At 36.0% G+C, this 16335-nt stretch carries 24 protein-coding genes; 1 reads left to right on the forward strand and 23 read right to left on the reverse strand.

The window, feature by feature from the left end; translation table 11 throughout:
- The first annotated feature begins 67 nt into the window (after window positions 1-67).
- Window positions 68-670 carry a spore germination lipoprotein GerD gene (gene gerD / locus MKX39_RS17790; RefSeq protein WP_093537831.1) on the forward strand — a complete coding sequence of 201 codons (603 nt, stop codon included), beginning with the start codon at window positions 68-70 and terminating at the stop codon, window positions 668-670.
- Window positions 671-700: 30 nt separating this feature from the next.
- On the opposite strand, the gene MKX39_RS17795 is transcribed toward gerD, so the two are convergent.
- The 23 genes from MKX39_RS17795 to MKX39_RS17905 form a co-directional block, all read right to left on the reverse strand.
- Window positions 701-1753, reverse strand: coding sequence for an Mrp/NBP35 family ATP-binding protein (locus tag MKX39_RS17795; RefSeq protein ID WP_093537832.1), 1053 nt, complete (start codon window positions 1751-1753; stop codon window positions 701-703).
- Window positions 1754-1831: 78 nt separating this feature from the next.
- A complete protein-coding gene (locus tag MKX39_RS17800) occupies window positions 1832-2545 on the reverse strand; it encodes an N-acetylmuramoyl-L-alanine amidase (RefSeq protein WP_093538023.1) in 714 nt (237 codons plus the stop codon).
- Between the two features lie 51 nt (window positions 2546-2596).
- Entirely contained in the window at window positions 2597-3781 is a 1185-nt protein-coding gene (locus MKX39_RS17805; RefSeq protein ID WP_340770806.1) for an MFS transporter, read from the reverse strand.
- Window positions 3778-4317: a GNAT family N-acetyltransferase gene (locus MKX39_RS17810; protein ID WP_340770808.1), complete on the reverse strand. Its 540-nt coding sequence runs from the start codon at window positions 4315-4317 to the stop codon at window positions 3778-3780. Before MKX39_RS17810 ends, MKX39_RS17805 begins: the two co-directional genes overlap by 4 nt.
- 386 nt (window positions 4318-4703) lie before the next feature.
- The gene (locus MKX39_RS17815) at window positions 4704-5432 is read right to left on the reverse strand and encodes a hypothetical protein (RefSeq protein ID WP_340770811.1); all 729 of its coding nucleotides are present in this window, start codon (window positions 5430-5432) and stop codon (window positions 4704-4706) included.
- 163 nt (window positions 5433-5595) lie between these two features.
- The gene (locus tag MKX39_RS17820) at window positions 5596-5925 is read right to left on the reverse strand and encodes a YolD-like family protein (protein ID WP_340770813.1); all 330 of its coding nucleotides are present in this window, start codon (window positions 5923-5925) and stop codon (window positions 5596-5598) included.
- 11 nt (window positions 5926-5936) lie between these two features.
- Complete coding sequence (locus MKX39_RS17825; RefSeq protein WP_340770815.1) at window positions 5937-7196, reverse strand: Y-family DNA polymerase; 1260 nt, start codon at window positions 7194-7196, stop codon at window positions 5937-5939.
- Window positions 7193-7396 carry a LexA family protein gene (locus tag MKX39_RS17830; RefSeq protein WP_340770818.1) on the reverse strand — a complete coding sequence of 68 codons (204 nt, stop codon included), beginning with the start codon at window positions 7394-7396 and terminating at the stop codon, window positions 7193-7195. The genes MKX39_RS17825 and MKX39_RS17830 overlap by 4 nt, the downstream gene beginning before the upstream one ends.
- Window positions 7393-7614 carry a transcriptional regulator gene (locus MKX39_RS17835; protein WP_340770820.1) on the reverse strand — a complete coding sequence of 74 codons (222 nt, stop codon included), beginning with the start codon at window positions 7612-7614 and terminating at the stop codon, window positions 7393-7395. The genes MKX39_RS17830 and MKX39_RS17835 overlap by 4 nt, the downstream gene beginning before the upstream one ends.
- A gap of 115 nt (window positions 7615-7729) precedes the next feature.
- Window positions 7730-8311 carry an SLATT domain-containing protein gene (locus tag MKX39_RS17840; protein WP_340770822.1) on the reverse strand — a complete coding sequence of 194 codons (582 nt, stop codon included), beginning with the start codon at window positions 8309-8311 and terminating at the stop codon, window positions 7730-7732.
- Window positions 8289-9167: an SMODS domain-containing nucleotidyltransferase gene (locus tag MKX39_RS17845; RefSeq protein WP_340770824.1), complete on the reverse strand. Its 879-nt coding sequence runs from the start codon at window positions 9165-9167 to the stop codon at window positions 8289-8291. The genes MKX39_RS17840 and MKX39_RS17845 overlap by 23 nt, the downstream gene beginning before the upstream one ends.
- Window positions 9168-9308: 141 nt before the next feature.
- On the reverse strand, window positions 9309-10172 hold the full coding sequence (locus MKX39_RS17850; protein ID WP_340770826.1) for an N-acetylmuramoyl-L-alanine amidase family protein: 864 nt from the start codon (window positions 10170-10172) through the stop codon (window positions 9309-9311).
- Between the two features lies 1 nt (window position 10173).
- Entirely contained in the window at window positions 10174-10422 is a 249-nt protein-coding gene (locus MKX39_RS17855; RefSeq protein ID WP_340770829.1) for a phage holin, read from the reverse strand.
- A gap of 12 nt (window positions 10423-10434) precedes the next feature.
- On the reverse strand, window positions 10435-10737 hold the full coding sequence (locus MKX39_RS17860) for a hypothetical protein (RefSeq protein ID WP_340770831.1): 303 nt from the start codon (window positions 10735-10737) through the stop codon (window positions 10435-10437).
- An 82-nt stretch (window positions 10738-10819) separates the two neighbouring features.
- Complete coding sequence (locus MKX39_RS17865) at window positions 10820-11050, reverse strand: hypothetical protein (protein ID WP_340770833.1); 231 nt, start codon at window positions 11048-11050, stop codon at window positions 10820-10822.
- 108 nt (window positions 11051-11158) lie between these two features.
- Window positions 11159-11815 (reverse strand): hypothetical protein, encoded by a 657-nt coding sequence (locus MKX39_RS17870; protein WP_340770835.1) that lies wholly within the window; start codon window positions 11813-11815, stop codon window positions 11159-11161.
- A 160-nt stretch (window positions 11816-11975) separates the two neighbouring features.
- Window positions 11976-12128 carry a hypothetical protein gene (locus MKX39_RS17875; RefSeq protein ID WP_340770837.1) on the reverse strand — a complete coding sequence of 51 codons (153 nt, stop codon included), beginning with the start codon at window positions 12126-12128 and terminating at the stop codon, window positions 11976-11978.
- Window positions 12125-12424, reverse strand: a complete 300-nt coding sequence (locus tag MKX39_RS17880) for a hypothetical protein (RefSeq protein ID WP_340770838.1) — start codon at window positions 12422-12424, stop codon at window positions 12125-12127. Before MKX39_RS17880 ends, MKX39_RS17875 begins: the two co-directional genes overlap by 4 nt.
- 23 nt (window positions 12425-12447) lie before the next feature.
- Complete coding sequence (locus MKX39_RS17885; RefSeq protein WP_340770839.1) at window positions 12448-13959, reverse strand: glycine-rich domain-containing protein; 1512 nt, start codon at window positions 13957-13959, stop codon at window positions 12448-12450.
- A gap of 1 nt (window position 13960) precedes the next feature.
- Window positions 13961-14524, reverse strand: a complete 564-nt coding sequence (locus MKX39_RS17890; protein WP_340770841.1) for a phage tail protein I — start codon at window positions 14522-14524, stop codon at window positions 13961-13963.
- Window positions 14517-15644, reverse strand: coding sequence for a baseplate assembly protein (locus tag MKX39_RS17895; protein ID WP_340770843.1), 1128 nt, complete (start codon window positions 15642-15644; stop codon window positions 14517-14519). Before MKX39_RS17895 ends, MKX39_RS17890 begins: the two co-directional genes overlap by 8 nt.
- On the reverse strand, window positions 15631-15936 hold the full coding sequence (locus MKX39_RS17900) for a hypothetical protein (protein WP_340770845.1): 306 nt from the start codon (window positions 15934-15936) through the stop codon (window positions 15631-15633). The genes MKX39_RS17895 and MKX39_RS17900 overlap by 14 nt, the downstream gene beginning before the upstream one ends.
- Window positions 15937-16335 (reverse strand): phage tail protein, encoded by a 399-nt coding sequence (locus MKX39_RS17905; protein ID WP_340770847.1) that lies wholly within the window; start codon window positions 16333-16335, stop codon window positions 15937-15939.

Here is a 16335-nt window from a genome sequence, read left to right on the forward strand (position 1 = left end):
TCTTCCTACTGACTATACATATTTCCAAACCAAATGTGAACAATAATCGAAAGGATGGTGAACGGATATGAAATACTTCGCACTATTATTAATGAGTATTGGATTTCTTGCTAGTTGTAGTTCTCCCGCTGCTCAGCCTTCTTATGAAGAAAACAAAAAAATGTTCATCGATGCTCTACAGACAGAGGATGGTAAAAAAGCGATTCGCACATTATTATCAGATCCTCAATTTAAGGAACTACTTGTATTGGACAGCGAACAAGTGAAAACTTCGGTGGAAGAAACGATGCTTTCAAAAGAAGCAGAGGACTTTTGGAAGGAAGTTTATTCGGACCCCAAATTTTCAGAAACAATGGCTAAGAGTATGGTTAAGCAACAAGAGGAATTGATGAAAGCCTTAATGAAGGACCCTACTTATTTAAAGGACTTAGAAAGCTTTTTTGGTTCAGCAGAGATGAAAAAAGAATTAGGAAAAGTATTGGAATCCAGCGATATGAGAAAAGAAATACAAAAAGTAGTGGAAGAGACTATTCAAAGCCCATTGCTACAAGCTAAATGGCAAAAACTAGTCGAGGAAGCTGGAGGTAAATCTGAAAAAGGTGGAGCTGAAGGAGGAGGAGGAGAATCAGGGTCCTCTGAAGAAGATAAGAAAAAAGAAGAAGAAAAATAAGGCCGCTCCACTAAGGAAACGGCCTCTTTTTTATGCTTTTTCAATAACTTTTTGTGCAATTTCCAGATAGATTTTCCCTGTATTATGTGTTTCATCATAAACGGATGGAGCAAAATCAATGTCGTTCCAGTCCGGTTGCCCTAAAGGTAGTTGCCCAAGTAATTCAGTACGAAGCTCATCGGCAAGCTTTGGACCTCCACCTTTACCAAATACAAATTCTTTTTCCCCTGTAGATTTAGACTCATACCATGACATATTCTCTATTACACCGAGAATTTCATGGTCTGTTTGAAGAGCCATTGCCCCTGCTCTAGCAGCAACGAATGCAGCTGTCGGATGTGGTGTAGTTACGACGATCTCTTTTGATGTAGGTAGCATTTGGTGAATATCTAAAGCCACATCTCCAGTACCTGGTGGTAAGTCTAGTAGAAGAAAGTCTAACTCTCCCCATTCAACATCTTTGAAGAACTGGTCCAGTACTTTTCCAAGCATAGGCCCTCTCCATACTACTGGTGTATTATTCTCTACAAAGAAGCCCATAGAGATTACTTTAACGCCTTTGCGTTCTACCGGAATGATCCGATCTTCAATGATTTGCGGGATATCTTTTACGCCCATCATATCTGGTACACTGAATCCATAAATATCCGCGTCTACAAGCCCTACTTTTTTACCTAATCGAGCAAGTGCCACAGCTAAGTTAACGGATACGGTAGATTTACCTACGCCACCTTTACCAGAAGCTATAGAAATAATTTTAACTTTGCTGTTTGGAGAAAGAATGTTTTCATTATCACTTTCTTTTGTTTTCCCTCGGAATTGTTCCAGTACCTCTTTAGGTAATTCCTCAAAACGAATACCTACTGTTGCTGCTCCAGCTTCTTTTAAAACTTCCACAACTTTTCCTTGTAGTTGCATTTGTTCAGCAGAATTTATTTTAGCTATAGCTAACTTTACACTTACATGATTTTTTTCTTCTTTAATTGACACTTCGGATATCCCGTTTGTTTCTTCTAATGTTCTATGTAAAAACGGGTCGTTTAATGCTCCTAGCAATGTACGAACTTGTTGCTCATTAATCATCTGTAGACACTCCCCTTAAGTTTAACTATTCGCCTCATAGTATACCATAATAGAGTGTCTACAATACGCTACTTTGTCTTAGTAAATATTATCCTCAACAAATTGAACTACACCTTCAGATATAGCTTCCACCATTTGCTTTTGATACTTTTCAGACTTTAGTAATTCCCGCTCTTCGTTATTACTTAAAAAACCAGTCTCTACTAATACTGCTGGTGCATTTGCTTTCTTCAAAATATATACCTGCTTAATCGCTAGTGCTTCTCGTTCTGTGTTTCCAATCTTTTCTCTAATAGAACCTTGGATAGATTTAGCTAATAATTCGCCACCCGCGTGCCCTTCCGCATGATAAAAGACTTGAGCACCTCTCCATCTTTCCTCTGGAACTGCGTTCACGTGCAAACTTATGACTATGTCCGCCTCTGAGTTATTCATAATTTCTTCACGTAACAATAGGTCGGCAACCTTTCTAGCTCTCGTAGTCGGAAAATCTTCATCCGGCTTGTGCTCAGCTATAGCATCACCTTCTTTGCTGCGCGTCATAATTACTGTCGCACCCTGTGACTTTAACTTTTTCTCTAGCTTCAATGACATAGCGAGTGTTATATCTCGCTCAACTGTATCCCCGTTACTAGCCCCACCATCAATTCCCCCATGCCCTGGATCAATGACAATTCTTACTCCACTCATAGGTTCAGGCAAGAAGAAACCAATATCACTCGCTTTTGTTCCATACACAACTGCAAGAAGGGATATCAAAAACAAAACCAAGATAATTAGCCATTTTTTCAGGTTCATCGCTCCTTTTTCACTCATTATACGTACAAAGGACAAATAGTATGATTAGAATTGTCCACGTATTTTTGAACTATAATAGAACGATGGGATTGCCAGTAAAGTAACTACCGAAATGATGAAAAAGACTAAAGCACCGCTGCTCATTGTATCTAACAGTACTCCACCTAGGCTCGGACCCACTATTCGACCGACAGACTTTACACCGGAAAGAGCGAAGTAAGTACCCTTCTCCTGATCCTCACACATTCCATCCAAATGGATATCGACCATGGTAAATACTAATACTTCGCCAGCAGTAAAAATAACCATCGCGGCTATCAACCATATAATTGAATCACTTTGCCCAAAGAAAAATAATCCCATAGACAATAACCCACTTCCAATCATTAAGGAAGTAGTGGTGCTTATCAATTCTCCAAGCTTGTAAACGAAGTACTGAATGACTAATACAGTAATAGCATTTGTAGTTATGAGCCAAGCAAAATATTGTATCGCTAGTTCATGGTGAAAGGACTTCCCTAAGTATTGACTAAAAGTGGAGTCAAACTGACTATATCCGAAGCTAATAAATATCAATGCCAAAACAAAAATTAAAAAACTAGTATCCTTTTTAAAGACATGAAACGAATGAAATATTGACGGCTTGGTTGTGCGGATCGGATTCAGTTTCAACGGGTACCTTTTAAATATAATAATGAAGATCAATATATTAAGTAAGAAAATAAAACCTACAATAAAAAATAAGTTCGCCATTCCATACTGTTGAAAGTATACAGAAGTAAGCGGTGCAATTGCCGCAGATATATTAATCAAAAAGTAACGGATATTAAATATTAACCGTCGATTTTCCGGCTCTGTATATAAACTCAGTAATACTCGATAAGTTGGCTCCACCACCGCTTGACTTACTCCAAGCAAAGCAGCAAATGCGATAAACCCTGAATAATGCTCGATGAAAGGGAAATAAAAATAACAGATTAAATATCCAATAAGCCCAATAATAATGACTTTGTTTTTCGGATACTTATCAATATATGGTCCTACAAAAAAACTCATTACCAAATTGGATAGAGCCAAAGTCGATATAATCGTTCCAATTTGCATACCCGAGTAGTGGAATTCGTCGAGCAGAAAAAGCGTTAAATAAGGCAACACTAAAAACGTTCCAAAACGAGCAATAAAAATACTAACAAGAATTGTGCTCGTGACAATATTAAATTTGCTTCTCATACATTTCCTCTTTTTCTTTCTACATCATTACTTTTTTTATATGTATACACACTAACTTCTTTACCCTTTAAGATTACTTCTTTCTCTAAATGCATTCCATTTTTGTTGGCTATACGGATAGACCTTGTGTTTTCCGGCTGAATAAGAGAGATTAGACGCGTTAAACCTAACTGTTCAACTCCTCTGTTAAGTAGGGCACTTGCTGCTTCTATTGCGTAACCATTTCCCCAAAATTCTTTAGCGATCCAATAGCCAATTTCTAGTTCATCTTCTCCACCAATTTGTTGTGGTATTATTCCCGCATGTCCCACTGGAACTCCATCTTTTTTACGAATTAGCAGCTTTAAGCCATACTCTCCATTCTTCTTGTAGTGACTCTGAATTCTTTCTAAAAAAGCATGTGATTCTTCTCTATTCCGCTTATTGCCATTCCCTATATACTTCATCATCTGGGAATCGCTTAACATCGAATATAAAAAGTCCATGTCCCCTTGCTCATATAGACGAAAAATTAATCTTTGTGAGGTAAACTCCATATACTCCTCTCCTTTATAGGTATTATTGTTTTTAAATATACACCTCTCAAAATATACACACAATCACTTTTTAAACAATTGGACAATCGTCTATTTTCCCTAAAGACTAATAAAAAAAGCACTCCCCGAGAAAACTCGAGAAGTGCTTTGAACTGATAATATAATATTAACGTTTTGAGAACTCGGAGAGTACTATGCAATGGGGTTTGATGCCTCTTTTGTATATTACGTGTGTATTACTTAAAAACCTCTAAATAAACTTAAAAACATTTTATATAGAAGAAACTCAACATAAATCACCTTCCTAGTGGGTTATTATATAGAAATATTTTTACATAATAAAAAATGCAAAGAGAGTCAACTTTCAACTATCTTTGCATTTCAACCTATTTGAATTCTGTATGTGCTAATTGGCCGGTCGAAAGTTCTGATTCACTATAACTAAGTTTTACTATCTTTCTCATCTCATTGTATTCTGTAATTATTGTTTTTACTATTTCCTTAATCAAATCAAATTCTGAATCATCGAAGGCTTTCGAAATTCCGGGGTCTTCAATTTTTCGATTTCCTGAATAATTACTCCCCGCATATCTATAAGCTATTGCTAACTTTAATAACTTCGGAGAAGCATACTCACTATATTTTATTATGTAATCACATAACTCTTTCTTATTGAAAGAAGTCATTTCATCTACTATAGGATTTATTTCTTCTGATATTTTTGAACCTGTAAGAAGATCTATCTGTTGTTTAATGTCATTACGCTTTATCTCAATAAAAGGGTATTCTTCAAAACTTAAATCTTGAAGTTCATTCTTTTTATAAAAAAACCTAACATATTCTGACTGGATAACGATTCCATAAACTTTAGCATAGAGTATACTATATCGATTGAAAGCATATTCATTTGTAAATGTTAATTCATTCGAGAAAATCTCCATTTCCTTCTGGAATAGGATTTTCACCTCTTCTGTTCTTTTAGTTATTTCCTTTATGTCTTCCTTAGTAGCTAAATTTTTTCCCTTTTCTGCCATGTAAGTTGGTAGATAATTTTTAATAAAAAGTCCTAAAATAAATAATCCCACTATATTAATTATTCCTAAAATCCACTCCAAAATCTTTTTCCTCCTTTTGATTAAAGCTCATGTTTAACTTGGAACAAAGCATACTATTATTTTGTTAGAAATTCTGTAGGCGCTACATCCAGTACATGCGTTATATTTCCTCATTATATCACTTCTAAAATTTCTATTTGAGATAGTGAGTGAATTCACTACTTTAATCTATTATAGTTACGTCTACTATCTCATCTACATTTAACTTAATCAAAGAAAATGGAGTATCCAACTCTAATGTTCTCCTTTGGATATTGATACTTTCTATTGTTCCTCTTCTATAAATAAATTCGCCGTCCCTCCACAATTTCACTTTAGTGTCCGCTTTACTTCTTAACGATGCGTCCAAGGTATGTTGGATGGCATCATAGTCCCATTCATCTAGTTGAGGTTTAGGGATTCTTTTTAGATCCTGGTTATACTCATTCAACATTGATACATGCTCCGTTAACATCATGCCTTGCCATTTCATCATACCGCGATCTTTAATCAAACTTGCCACTCCTATTCCTTGTGTCCTCCGACCATTTTAGAGCGTTTTACAGCAGTACCGGCAGGTGTATAAGAAACCGCTCTTAATAGCGCAGCAGATCCGTATCGATTTCGAATGTTGTCCATAGCTGTAGCTAGTTTTCGTATTTTCCAATTCTCCTTTTCGAAAAAGTTAAGCTGCATTGAATGTTCATCTTCTAATTTTGTTATGGAGATTGATATATGCCTTACAGGATTTCTATTATAATTTTCATTTAATAAATCCAAACAAACCTTATAAATTTTCATGGTATCGTTTGTAGCATCATGTATTGTTCGAGACCGCTGAAATCCTCCGCCAAAAGAATCTTTACTATAACCAATTCCTAATGAAATTGTTCTTCCTGCTTGGTATGCATCTCTTGCCCTTTTAGCTACATCCTCGCACATTTCAAGGATAACGGCTTTTACTTCTTCGACTTTGTTGTAATCTCTCATAAGTATTTGGCTTTTGCCGTAACTGATTTGCCGTTCTTGCGATGGGGATCCCATCTCTGACAAATCGATTCCGTGAGCATGGTGAAATAATTGATTACCCATAACACCAAATTTATCTTCCAGTAGCTCTAAAGGTGTTCTAGCTAATTGTCCTATGCTAAAAATCCCCATATTATTTAATGTCTTTTCAGTTCCTCTACCAATTCCCCACATTTCTGATAATGGTGAAACTGGCCATAATTTAGTTTGAACATCAGCGTATGTCCATTTAGCAAATCCTGTTTTCTTAGCACTCAGGTCTAGAGCTAATTTTGCCATAAGCATGTTTGGACCCATTCCTGCTGTGCTATGCAATTGTAAGGTTTCTAATATTTCTTTTTGTATTTCTTTTATAGTGTGTTCTGGCGGGCCCCAAAGTTTTTCTGTACCTGTAAGGTCAATAAATGACTCATCCACACTATATACATGGACCGCTTCAGGAGGTACGTATTTGTGAAGGATATTTGTAACAGCCATCGACATTTCAAGAAAGTACTGCATCTTCGGCTCATAAATTTTAATGTCAGGATGGTTAGGAATTTCAAAAAGTCTTGTTCCTGTTTTTACTCGAAAACGTTTTTTCATTGCTGGGCTTGCTGCAAGTACAACAGATCCTTTTTGTTCTAAATTACCAATTACGGCAATCGGAACTGTCCTTACATCTAAATCATGTAATACTGCAATACAACTAGCATAAAAACTCATCATGTCTATACAGGCAATTGAGCGATTTGGAAATGAGCTATAGTCAATCATCGGATTATTTGTAAAGTTCTTGGTCTTGTATCAATGAAATCGATATATCCTTTTTTTCTCATTCTATCCAAATGACCATGTACCGTAGCTGAGGATTTAAGTCCAACCGCAGTAGCTATCTCTCGTATGGTTGGTGAGTAGTGGTGCTCAGCTAAATAGACTTTGATGTACTCATAAATTTGCAATTGACGGTCTCTCATATTACTGCACGCTCCTTTTGAATGACGGGAACAAATGCGAGTACATTGTTTATTTTAAAAGTCCTTTTCGTATTTCTTAAAAAGCAATACGCCTGGAATGAATCCTTAGAAATACTAATCACCTTAATCTTTCGCTTACTAATTTCACCATTATTTTTCATGTAAATCATTTCGTTTATTTGATTATTTTGCATAGACGTCACAATATTAATACGCACATATGTTCCCTCCTTTTTTAATCATTATACGAACAATCGTTCTTTTTTACAACTAGTAATATTTAGGGAAATAAAAAATGACTTACTCATATAAGTAAGTCACAAGCTAAATCTTTTATATTGTCTCTTCTCTCTTTTCTCTTCTAATTGAGTTGGGAAGCATTACATCAATTTCTTTTTCAGAAAAAGTCTGTTCTTCCTCTGTTTTCAGTGCCTTCTGCGCTTCTTTATAACTTCTTCCATCTGTTTTTGGAGACTGAGCATAGATTTCTGCTGTTCTATTTTGTAAGTCATCTCTACGTTCCATGATATCTGAAACTTCTAGTAAGTCAAAATCTGTTAGCAAAGACACATATTCTTCTCTTATTTTCCATAGGGCATCAGCTGAATTTTGGTGTGACTGAGCTGTTTCAACCAAATCAAAATTTTTCGTGTATGCATTTAATATTAATAATATTATTGAAATACAAGCTCCAATAATACCTGCAATTGCCTCATTAGACATGATGGTGGCTAAAAAACTACCGGTAGTTAACGCTGATAAGACAATCTGCCATACTTTAATAGTATTATTTTTTTTTAAGAGTCGTTCAACAATCTTATTGTGACAAGTAGAGGTATAAACTATGCGTCCATACGCTTCCCTGATTTGAGATTCTAACTTGTACCCTTGACTAGTAGGGGAATTTCGTTCCATATATTTCCCTCCATTTGAGCTTCGATGAGTAAGAATAACCGTTTGTTTCATTTTCAATAGCTTCTAAAGAAAGATTATATGCAGTGGCTGCTTTATATTGAAAATTACCATCCTTCCAAACATACCGGTTACTGCCGGGTGCTAACCAATACAGTTTTTCTTTATCCAAGTCTTTGAGATACTTAAAAAAATCTCTACTCAAATAATCATAATAAAAATATGATTTATCTTTATAAGCCCATTCATTAATGAACTTGTATGCTAAAGTATCAATTAAAATTCCGCTTATCGGTACGTTACAATGATTCTTCCAAGCTCGAGCCATTCTGCAGAGACGTTTTAAATTCCTATTTGTATCAGAATTACGAATGTTCATAGCAGCAATTTCTTTTTTAGGATCTGTAGTTTTCCATGATCCGCCAAAATTAGTATCTGGATAATAATAGCTACCTTCACTATTAATAAATACAGGAACAACTTCAAACTTAATTCCATCTTGAAAGCTGATTCCTACAACCTGTCCGTCGCCACGTAAATCTGAAGAACTATACGTCTTTTTTAATACATTTTTCACGTCTTGTAGTAAAGCAGACTGTCCGTTACTACTATAATTATGATATTTTTCATATATAGATTTAGGTAATTGAACAATAATATCAATATCACTTACCCATATTTCAGTACCTCTTCCATAAGAACCTACATATAAGCTATGTAGTATATCTGAAGTATCGCCCCAGTAATCTATATTAATTCTTTTAGTAATTTGTTTATAGCGATAGTTAATCTTGGAAACAATATCATCGTTCATTCTTAAATTTGAATTAAAAGTTGAAAAGTAAGTACTTACTGACAAGAGTAATAGCCTCCTTTTTATTTTAGCTAGGACATCAAATTTTATTGAAAATAATTCTTACAATTAATAATATTTTACATTAAAACTAAAATAAAAAAAGCCCCATTCACAATAATGTGAACAGGGCTATTAGTTATATTGTTATTTAGTTTCATCGATTAAATACGTAGTCCATCCATATTTCGTTTTAATTTTTGCTTCGGCTTCTTGTGCAGCTTCTTTTGTCGTAAATGTTCCAGTGTAAATACGATAGTTAGGATTGAACGATATTGTATCAGCAGCCTCATATATTAACATGTCAAAATCAGATTTAATTCTATCAATTGCATCTGCAAAAGCGCGTGCGTTTGGAAATGTGCCTGTTTTAATACGGAATAAACCCTTTGTTACTTCTTTCACTTCTTCGTCAACCTCCTTTAGCTCTTTATAAGGAACACCGAAGTATTTGCAGATACCTTGAACATGTTCTTTAGCTACTTCTTTTTGAAAATCTGTATTAATCATCAACCTTGCTTCGCGTGGATTATCCATGAAGCCATTCTCCGAAAGAATACAAGGCATCTTTGTTTCCCTTAATACATGGAAATTTTGTTCCCTGATTCCACGCCATTTTTGAACGGTACCTTGTTTTAAAAATTCTGCTACACATTCAGCAAGCTTCTTACTTGTAGTTGAACCAGGATAAACAAAAATTGAATGACCTTCTGCAGAGCCCCATACATTACCCATGGCATCAAAGTGTATTGAAAAATAAGCATCAGCACCTTTTGAATTCGCTAAGTTTGTTCTAGCAACCAAAGAAGTATCTGCATCTGTTGGTGCGACAAGCAAAGTTTTAAACCCGATGAATCGGAGATGTTCATCCATGATTTTCACTACTGCCCTATTAAACTCATTTTCTTTAATCGGACGTCCTAATTCAGGCACTACAGGAGTACGTTTACCTGCTGTTTCAATTCCGTGACCATCGTCTAAAGCTATTAGATAATCAAATGCAATAGGCATATTATTTCAACCCCTGCCTCTCTAATGCATCTTTTTGACGTTTACCCTTCCATGTTAAATAGTTATTCATAAACCAAGCCCAAACTGCAGCTATTGCTGTAAACCCCCATGAAATTACCTCGCCCCACAATTCTTCTGATCCGGGTATTGGATTCAATCCTGTTGATACCAAGAACTGATTTAAGAGCGCAAGAAAAAGCACGATAGAACGAACCTTCGTGCCAGTGTCCATCTTTTTAGTTGTATTCATTGTCTTTTCCTCCTAAAAAATATTTGCTATTGCAATTCCGACAATTCCACCAACAACTGCAGTAATAACTGCAGTAATTAATGCACCGGTAATCTTACGTCTAATCCAATTTGTATCTTCTTTGATCTCGGATAGCGTAGCTTTTATAGTTGTAATTTCTTGATTTTGCAAAGTATCTGAAATTTGGAGATTGCGAATGTCTTGTACCATTCGCTCTTGTTCATTTTTAAGATGAACTTGACTGTTCTTTAATTCGCTTATATCCTGTTGGACTTGGTTCTTCCACACTTCCATATTTGCCATCTCCTCGTTCATAATAGCCCCCTTTTTCTGAACACAGATGTTTTTTGTTACATAAAAAGAGCACCCTTTTGGATGCTCTCTTGATAAGTTATATTTAACCCCATGTTGCAGGGCCGCTTTTATTTATTATTTCTGATAATCCATTAAGCAGCTCATCTTGTTGTTCTCCTCTAAAAGCGAATTCATGTCGCCCGAAACCACTTGGATTAGTTTTTTCTGAAACAGCTCCATAGATAACAACATCATCAGTAACCATTCGATCCATTTTTAATTCCAGTAGATGCTCTCCACTGGATATCGCTTTTAATACCTCGTTAACATCCATCAATTTTTACCTCCTTTCTTTCATCCACAATTCGACAAAAGAAGAAGGGAATCCTTCTATTCTATTTAATTATTGATATGACACATAATGTTCCAACTGTATAACACCTTAAGCTCTTTGAATAATTCCACTGGTGTCGTTTGCTATTTCAAAGAAGAATTTGCTTAAAAAGTCTAACAGGTAAATACAAAAAGAATAATCAATAATTAGTGTTTTGTACTTAATTTCTTTTATAAGGTTGTGTTTCTCGATATATTTTTTTAATTCTTTCTCATCATATTCTAATAATTTTTTATCAAAATCAGGACCTAAATGTACAATCTTATTTCTTAATCTCCTCAGATTATGAAGCTCATCCCATTTTGTTTTATTAATATTAATTTTCACTATTTTTTCAAAATACTTTTGCGAGCGAAGTATGCCTGATCCGTCTAATGAACTAACTTTTTTTCTTAGTTTCAACTCTTCTTCGGCTATTAAACAGAACTCGTTTAACTCACTTTCAATCAAAGAATAACAAGTAACTAAAAATGAAGAATAATGTAATTGTGGAAAGAAAATATTGTTTTTATTAAAGATACCCATAAATTGCAATTGTAGTGATAAGTTACCCAAATCGTCATGCAGGTTCTGTTGTTGTAAATACTCGCTCCTCGATTTGCTCTGTAAGTTATCTAGGTACTCTTTAAAATGTTTAAGGTAATCTTCCATTAGTTTAATATTATATTCTACTAGCATAAGTCGATTTTTTACTTTTTCATTCATTTGACTACTCCAAACTATAGTTTTCACTAGTTTACCATTTCTTTGATTCAATGAAATAATTTGATTTTTGTACCTACATCGATTAAGCCATTCGATATGCTTCAAGATTTAGTATCAATACGAAAAAAATAACGCTAGCTTATGCTGCGTTTAATTTTACTTACTCTAATGGATTTCGCTCGGTTGATTTAATCGTTTCCCCTTGTTCTGTAGTGATATATTTCATTTCTACTGCCTGGTCAATGTTCTCTACTGTTGCATTACCATTGATCCAATTTCGCATAAATAGATTGCAATAGATTTGATTCATCATTGCGGCGTACCTCCCAATAACACTTGCATTAGTAGTAAATCTTGTTCCGCTTGATAATTTTTGAGGGATGTGATTTCATCTTTGAACATTTTCTCTGTTTCCGTTAGTGGCTTGTCCGTATATTCATAAAACAATTTCCCGCTAACAGTATCAAGATACAATTGCGCATCCTTATTGAGACGATTTTCGAGAATTGGAAGAGCATCCGCTTCAACATTGGTAGTAATGGATTCATCCGTGTAAACCGCATGTACCCTTGCCTTCGTACCGCCCTCTTGTGTGCTCACTACAATCATTTATTATTCCTCCTTTATAATTTTCACCATTTTATTAAAGCTCGACCATGTTTTCCTGCTTGAGAACCATTTCCTCCATCACCTATTCCACCAGGGTTTTTACCTCCTACCCCCTGAGAGCTTCCTGAACCATTAGTTCCTGCAACACCATTACCACCGTAGCCACCACCAGTACCGCCAGCACCTCCCAAGCCTGTGCCATATGTGCTACCAGGATAACCACCATTACCGCCGTTCGCTCCAATCCCTTTAAATAGTGTTTGCCCCCCTGGATTACCGTACCCAGCTGGTGTAGGATTGTAACCATTGGTTCCAGGATTACCACCATAGCCAACATAGACAGTAACTTTTTCTCCCGGAACTACAGCGATCGTCTCGATGTAAGATCCACCACTACCGCCACCACCACCGGCATTTCCTCCTCCTCCAGTAAATGTGAAGAAACCTCCACCACCGCCTCCAGCACCCTGCAAAACAACAAAGACTTTATATATATAGTCAGGAACGGTAAAGGTATAAGTTCCTGGAGTTGCGAAGAGTTGCTCACCGCTCGATTTCGATAGATCTAGTGTTCCAGTTATTATTCCGTTTTCAGTGCCTATTGTTTTACCAATTAATACATCAGGTGCTGTGGCTGTTCCATATTCCCCCCCTCCACCACTATCTGCTAAAAAATCCGACCCTACTTTTCTAAATGAATATGGTTTGCCTGCTAGTAGTTTTCCAGCTGCATAAGCAACACCTTTTTGGTCTTTAAGAGCGATTGTTCCGAGACCGTTAATAGTTAGGGTAGGAGATGCAACATTTGTTATGTGCGGAATAATTGTAATCCAAAAAAACTCTTGAATATCCAACGGTGCTGGATCAAGTGTGACTGTATAAGCTTTGGATGTTCCACTTGTTACTGATATCCCTGGATGCTTAACATAATCGGCAGTATGCGTCGTAATCTCTGTAGCTAAAGTATCTAATTCTTGGTTAGTAGCTAGGGTAGAGAAATCGATATTTAAGTATTCTGCCGGCACATACCCTTCTGAATTTAAAGGAGCTACACCACCAGGACTTCCTTTTTCAGATTCTGTTAAATAAATCAAAGAGGAATCAATTAATGCACTAACGTTAGCTGCGTTTCCTGTTAGAACTTGAACATCGATTGCTTTTTCTACAATATCAGCACCACCACCAGCGGGTATATACTCAGCCAATACTCCTGCGTTAGCGTAACAATAGAGAATCTCCCCAATGTCTGGATCTGTCGCAAATACACCTAGTTCACGGAAATAAAAGCCACTAGAAAGGGAATTGTTATCTAAAACACCCCCAATCACCGCTCTTGAATTGCTTTGTACGATTATTTTAGTAAGATCTAAACTCATTATTTGATTTTTTAAAGCCGTAAGATCTGCAATTGCAATAGATCCAATTTGACCGTCCCCAATACCGAATCGTGTATATATTAATGGAGCTCCTGCTTGTGCTTTTGCTTGCAAAATTTTACCTTTATTAGTCAATATTAATCCACCGAAAGCGCCCATATTACATCACCTGCTTAAATAAGTATTTGTCCCCAAAATGAACGGCAAATCCTACATAAATGTTCATCTCTTCGACTTGATTTATAGTCACACTATCCAATATTGCGGTTTTTCTTTTGACAGACTCCAGAGCTTCTATGAATTCTTGTGCTCTTGCTGTTGTGACTTCTTCGTTATTTGTTATTACTCTGAAGTGGAAAGGTGCTCCGTCATATTCAAACCATTCTTCCACGACACCTTCTCCAAAAATGGTTGTTATTAATTCCTCTACTGACTGTGCTGTACCTTTTTTTGCATGGATGAGTAGAGAATCATCAATTAATTGCCTTTTAATTTGAGTTGAATAGTTTTTATCGTAAAAATCTACGTGAAAATCATAAGCTAAAGCATCTAACAATACATCGTTTTCTAAATTTTTATTTGAATTGAAATTTAATTGGAGAGCAAGATCCAAATTTTTGGTGTTTGCTTTATCTAAAGATTTTGAAGCTGCGATAATATCCTTGTCTTGTTGTAATGAGGGTGGTAAAAGGGATAAAATTTTTAGACTCCCGATATTATTCACTTTCTACACCTCCAAATACTAAAGACGATGTTCCAATTTGGGCTATTTCATTGTCCTGGGTTGCAAGGTATAACGGGCTTATAACGTCAACACGTTTAGCGCCAGCTTCTCTAAGTTTAAAAATTAGTTCGGATGGATTTATATCTCTTCCGATTTTTGCTTTTTGCCATTTAATAAATTCGTCATAGGCTGTTTGAACCTTAGATTTTTTTTCTTCAATATTTTCACTACTCGACAAATAGTACGTGACATCCGTATTGTAATAGACAATATTTGGTGCACCTATAACCACTTTATCTGTCAAAGGTCGAATTCCTTTTCCAAAATAGCTAGTCATACCTTCTAAAAAAGACACAGAGGGTAGTTCTCCGCCCTCTAAAATTACTCTTATATCAACGGTACCATCTGTTGGATTTGATATATGAACGTCCTCAATTAACTGACTGTACCTCAATGCGTGATACTCGTATGCAGTTTCTGGACCAGCAACGCTAAGCCCCTCTGGTGCTAAATATATTCGTTCACGATAAGAGTCGTCATCTTCTCTGTCATCTCCACCTTGTGTGATCTCAATGTTGTAAGCTTCAACTAAATAGGGTTGAGGATCTACTATTACATTTATTTGACCAGGCAATAACCCGTTTCCTTCACTACCTGGAACTGAAGCAATGACGTCGACAATAATTTCTTGTTTACCTGCAGGCAACTCATTGGTTATTGTGGTTTCAAAATAATAATTGGAACCTGGTGAGAATCTAATACCTTTAGCGATATAAGTAGTGGTGGACTGTGCTTGTGAGAATTTAAGAAGCATTTTGGTAGTAGATTCCTTTGCTTCACCTCTAGGCGTCCTTACCCTAGCTCCTAAGTGGTCTAAAATTGGACCAGGAGCATATTTTAGTAAATTTTGTTTGGCGGTTTCATCTATTACATGGCGTAATTGAATTTCACGTAACGCTTGTGTGTACAAAAAAATACGTATTGGATCTGCAGGATGTAAAGACTTACGAATACCTGTAGATTCAAAATACGCATTTTCATAATTTAAAATAGTTTCTGTTATAATCGTTTCTGGATTTGTTTCTACAAACGATATATCTGGTAAATTACTCAAACTCAATTGAAATCACCACCTTTGGATATAAAGTTCCATCTAAATCGGATGTAAAATCAATAGATTCGACTAATGCTCTTGGTTCATATTTCCGTATCTTCGTTATACACTCTATCGTATAAAAGCTCTGTGCTTCGTTTACGGGCATATCTAATACATCTGGGTTAATACCAAACCCCCTGTCGTAAGGGACGGTACCCTCGAACGTCGTGATAATTACTTTGACATTCCGTAGAACTTCTTCATCTATTGAAGAATCGGAGGATAGCATTATTTCTACTCCAGTTGTGTTTAACATCTACATCACCTCAATGTACTCTTCTAATGTGATATCAACTTTTGAACTATAAAGTTCACCCTTGTTAAAAATAACATCCCACGATTGAGATACAGATTCTACCGTCCATTTGTCCAACCCTAATGCACGTTTACCGATTACGAGGACGTGAGCTTCACCAGTTCTACACATGCGTAACCATTTTTCCATATCTACACGAGGATTTACACCATTAGCTGCAGAGAATAATATAGTGAAAGTGATTGTATCTAATTCAGGTCCAATGAACTCTTTGACAGGTTTTCGTCCAATGGGTGCATGTTTTTCGCTACGTGCGCTTGCTTCACGCTTAAAATCATCAAAGGTAAGTATCCGCTTATCACTTGTTGTAAACTTTATAGGTCCATAATACCCAATCAT

This window comes from Psychrobacillus sp. FSL K6-1464 (genome assembly GCF_038003145.1).
Classification (GTDB): domain Bacteria; phylum Bacillota; class Bacilli; order Bacillales_A; family Planococcaceae; genus Psychrobacillus; species Psychrobacillus psychrotolerans.